This is a genomic window from Phenylobacterium sp. CCH9-H3, assembly GCF_001557235.1.
GTDB lineage: Bacteria > Pseudomonadota > Alphaproteobacteria > Caulobacterales > Caulobacteraceae > Phenylobacterium.
Window position 1 is genome coordinate 1 of record NZ_LSJI01000152.1, and the last position, 3509, is coordinate 3509.

Here is a 3509-nt window from a genome sequence, read left to right on the forward strand (position 1 = left end):
AGCCCGCCTGACGACGCCCAAGCGGCCTGCCCACCCGCCCGCAACTGGACCTTCCGCCCGGCTACGCGCTCGCCCATCCTGTCGGCCCATGAGTCGGAGGCGCACGTGAGCCCAGGCCGGACCCGGGCGAGCGCCCTCGCCGTCGTGCTGCCGTTCGCCGCGGTGATCGGCGCCACCTGCGCGTTTCAGGTCGGCGCGTCGCTGGCCAAGGGCCTGTTCCCGGCCGTGGGCGCCGAGGGCGCCGCCGCCCTGCGCCTGATCCTGGGCGCGGGCATGCTGATGGCCGTCCTGCGGCCCTGGCGGAATTGGCCGGGCGCGGTGGCCCTGGGCCCGCTGGTGGGGCTGGGCGTGGCCACTGGCGGGGCGATCCTCTTCTTCTACCTGGCTATCGGCCGCCTGCCGCAGGGCGTGGCCATCGCGCTCCAGTTCCTGGGGCCGCTGGGCGTCGCCATCGCCGGTTCGCGCCGCGCCAGCGATCTCGTCTGGGCGGCCCTGGCCGCCGCGGGGGTCTGGGGCCTGGTGGGCCACGGCCTCACCGCGGGCGGCGCCGATCGCCTGGACCTCCTGGGCGTCGTCTTCGCCCTGGCCGCCGCCGCCTCCTGGGCCGCCTACATCGTCTGGGGACAGGCCGCCAGCCGCGCCTACGGCCACGCCACCCCGGCCCTGGCCGTGGGCATCGCCGCCGTCATGGTGGTCCCGGTGGGCATCCACCACGCCGGGCTCGAGGCCCTGCTCCAGCCACACCTTCTCCCGCTGGCCCTCGTCGTCGCCCTCATCTCCACCGCCATTCCCTTCACCCTGGAGATGTACGCCCTACCCCGCATGCCGGCCCGCACCTTCGCCGTGCTCACCAGCCTGGAGCCGGCCTTCGGCGCCCTGGCCGGCCTCCTCCTGCTGCACGAGCGCCTGGCGCCCGCCCAGCTCGCCGGCGTCCTCGCCGTCATGGCCGCCGCTGCCGGCGCCGCCTGGTCCAGCCAGCCCCGCACGCCGGAAGACCTCGCCTCCGACATCCCGCCGACCTGACGTGCGCCGGCCCGCCGATGTGCTAGAAGCCCGCCCATGACCGCGAACACGCCCGACGCCGAACGCCGCAAGAAGCTCATCGGCCGCGCCGTGGTGGTCGGCCTCCTCCTGCTGGTGGCCGTCTACCTCGTCCCCATGTTCCTCAGCCTGCGGCGCTGAGCGCTCACGCCGCCGCCGGGCGGGCCTTGCGAAGATTGCACAGGGGGGAGCAGCCATTCACTCTCACCGGTCGTCATCCCGGGCGTAGCGCTCGGAAGAGCGCGGAGACCCGGGACCCAGCAGACGCGACTTCGAAGCTACGCCACGACAGATGACGCAAGCTGCCTCACGGCCTAGCTTCCAACGATGGTCGGGCAGGACGGCCTCATCGCCGTCTACATGCTGGCGAGCGGCCGGAATGGAACGCTCTACACCGGCGTGACGAGCACCCGCGTCGCGCGGGTCCGTCAGCACAAGCTCGGGACCTTCGAAGGCTTCTCCAAGACCTACGGCTGCAAGAGCCTCGTCTGGTATGAAACTCATGCCGTGATGGCAGAGGCGATCCGGCGCGAGAAGCAGATCAAGCGCTGGCGGCGCGACTGGAAGCTGCAGTTGATCGAGACCGCGAACCCGGACTGGCGCGACCTTTCCGACCCGTGGTTCGAGGAACCGGAAGGACCGCTTTCATGGCTGCAGCGCCCCTAGGCGAGCGTCGGCGCGGTGCGGCTGGGTCCCGGGTCTGCGCGCTCTGACGAGCGCTCCGCCCGGGATGACGAGCGGGGGGAGAGGGAAGGATCGGTGTCCGCAAGAGATCGATCTATTTCCACAGCGCTCGGCGGCAGAGCGGACCTTCGGTCTCCGCCCGCCAACGGACGCCCTGTATGTCCGCGCAGGGTGGGGAGCGGACGCCGCCCAACTCATCATTCTCGGCTGAGCTGTCGAGCGGGAGGCTTGTTTAACATCGCGCGTCCTAGCCCGCGAATGTCCGGTTGCTGGCCGGAAGCCGAGGACCGATGTCGGTGCCGAAGAGGCCTTATTGCCTGGCGGTGGCTAGCTGGCCTTCTTGGGCGCCTTGGCCGGCTTTGGCTTAGGGGTGGGTAGTTCGGCCGCCGTCGCGCGCACGAGATCACTGAGCCAGTCCTGACTCTCCCAGCGTTCCGCACCGATCAGCAGGTGGGGCTTGGCGCCGGGGTAGGGTGAGACCTCTTCGGCGTCCGCGGCCAAGACGCGACCGGACGGGGTCGGTTTGATGAAGAGCTGCCCGTCGCCGACGATCGCGACCATCTTGCCGTCACAGTAGACACCGTACTCCCCAAACATCGGCTTGGCGAAAACGGCCCCTGCCTTCGACATCTGATCGACGATGTAGTCCACTGTCTTGCGCTCGGTCGCCATGGCTTATTGTGCTCTGTGGATGGCCGATTGACGAGCCTCGAACGGCGCCCTCTTCGCCCACCACAGCGACCGAATAGCGTGAATTGAAAGGACGGCGACATGGCTTTGCTCGACCAGCTCAAGGCTGACCAACTCTCGGCCCGCAAATCGAACGACCGTCTGAAGGCTGACCTGCTCACCACGCTGATCGGCGAAGCGACGCAGATCACGACCGAGGAGTTCAAGCGCGGCGTAACGGACGTCACGGACGAAAAGGTCGCCGCAACCGTCGCGAAGTTCCTGAAGAACACGAAACTGACGCTGGAGAACCTTGGCAGCGAGCGCGCGCGCCTGGTGGACGCCGGTGGCGATGCGTCGAAAGTCGACGCGCGCACCAAGGCGGCCGAAACCGAACTGGCGATCCTGTCCTCGTACAGCCCGAAGCAGATGACGGACTCGGAACTGCGCGAGGCCATCAACGATTTCCGGGCCAAGAACCCCGACGCCAACGTCGGGAGCATCATGGCCCACCTGAAGACGAGCTTCGGCGGCCAGTATGACGGCAAGGCGGCCAGCGCGTTGGCCAGGGGGTGAAGGAGGGGGCCCTCCTTCAGGAGCTAAGCCCACCCAGCCTCTGCAATGGCTCGGAACGGACGCCTGCGGGATCGGAAGCTCAATGTCTGCTTCTTGCGCTGGTCCCGATGTCTCCTCATCGCGCCGAGCGGCCATTCAGACGGGCGGTCCGCTTCGGGCGAGAGAGCAGACTTCGCGAAGCGCCGATTTGGGTGGAAAGGGGACCTTCGTCTTAGCTCATGATCCCGCCGGTGGCGGCCCACGCCTCAAGCGTCGGGTGCAACTCCGCGGGCGGCCACAACGGGTCAGTCTCAGCGCTCCAGGTGAGGTGAACCTGCGCCACTTCGCTCTCCCCGACCCGAAAGAGAAAATCGTCTCTGCGCTCGTGTCGCGCTAGCAGCCGAGCGGTTCGTCCGTAGAGCAGGTGCTTGGGCGGCATTTCCCGCGCAAGCTCTAGCTCCAGTGAGCGTCGCTCTTGCAGGTCATCGACCCACAGCCAGCCGGTCTGATCCTCCCCCGGTTTGGTGGACACCCATGCTAGCTCTGAGGAGCTGGAGAGG

At 68.5% G+C, this 3509-nt stretch carries 6 protein-coding genes; 4 read left to right on the top strand and 2 right to left on the bottom strand.

Going from position 1 to position 3509, the window contains the following annotated elements; genetic code table 11:
• The 3 genes from AX721_RS13755 to AX721_RS13760 form a co-directional block, all read left to right on the top strand.
• On the top strand, nucleotides 1–1023 hold a 1023-nt coding region (locus AX721_RS13755), incomplete at its 5' end, for a DMT family transporter (RefSeq protein ID WP_231754720.1).
• A 36-nt stretch (nucleotides 1024–1059) separates the two neighbouring features.
• A complete protein-coding gene (locus AX721_RS28605; RefSeq protein WP_255355326.1) occupies nucleotides 1060–1182 on the top strand; it encodes a hypothetical protein in 123 nt (40 codons plus the stop codon).
• A 186-nt stretch (nucleotides 1183–1368) separates the two neighbouring features.
• Nucleotides 1369–1707: a GIY-YIG nuclease family protein gene (locus AX721_RS13760; RefSeq protein ID WP_068876563.1), complete on the top strand. Its 339-nt coding sequence runs from the start codon at nucleotides 1369–1371 to the stop codon at nucleotides 1705–1707.
• Nucleotides 1708–2052: 345 nt separating this feature from the next.
• On the opposite strand, the gene AX721_RS13765 is transcribed toward AX721_RS13760, so the two are convergent.
• Entirely contained in the window at nucleotides 2053–2397 is a 345-nt protein-coding gene (locus tag AX721_RS13765; protein WP_068876564.1) for a TfoX/Sxy family protein, read from the bottom strand.
• Nucleotides 2398–2496: 99 nt separating this feature from the next.
• On the opposite strand from AX721_RS13765, the gene AX721_RS13770 reads away from it, so the two are divergent.
• Complete coding sequence (locus tag AX721_RS13770; RefSeq protein ID WP_068876565.1) at nucleotides 2497–2970, top strand: GatB/YqeY domain-containing protein; 474 nt, start codon at nucleotides 2497–2499, stop codon at nucleotides 2968–2970.
• Between the two features lie 211 nt (nucleotides 2971–3181).
• Here AX721_RS13770 and AX721_RS28345 read toward each other — a convergent pair.
• Nucleotides 3182–3509: hypothetical protein (locus tag AX721_RS28345; RefSeq protein WP_231754721.1), on the bottom strand; the 328-nt coding region annotated here is incomplete at its 5' end.

What these genes read in the sequence shown, in the direction of transcription:
- AX721_RS13760 (WP_068876563.1), top strand. Translation starts at nt 1,369, where the DNA reads ATGGTCGGGCAGGACGGCCTCATCGCCGTCTACATGCTGGCGAGCGGC.
- AX721_RS13770 (WP_068876565.1), top strand. Translation starts at nt 2,497, where the DNA reads ATGGCTTTGCTCGACCAGCTCAAGGCTGACCAACTCTCGGCCCGCAAA.
- AX721_RS13765 (WP_068876564.1), bottom strand. Translation starts at nt 2,397, where the DNA reads ATGGCGACCGAGCGCAAGACAGTGGACTACATCGTCGATCAGATGTCG.
- AX721_RS28605 (WP_255355326.1), top strand. Translation starts at nt 1,060, where the DNA reads ATGACCGCGAACACGCCCGACGCCGAACGCCGCAAGAAGCTCATCGGC.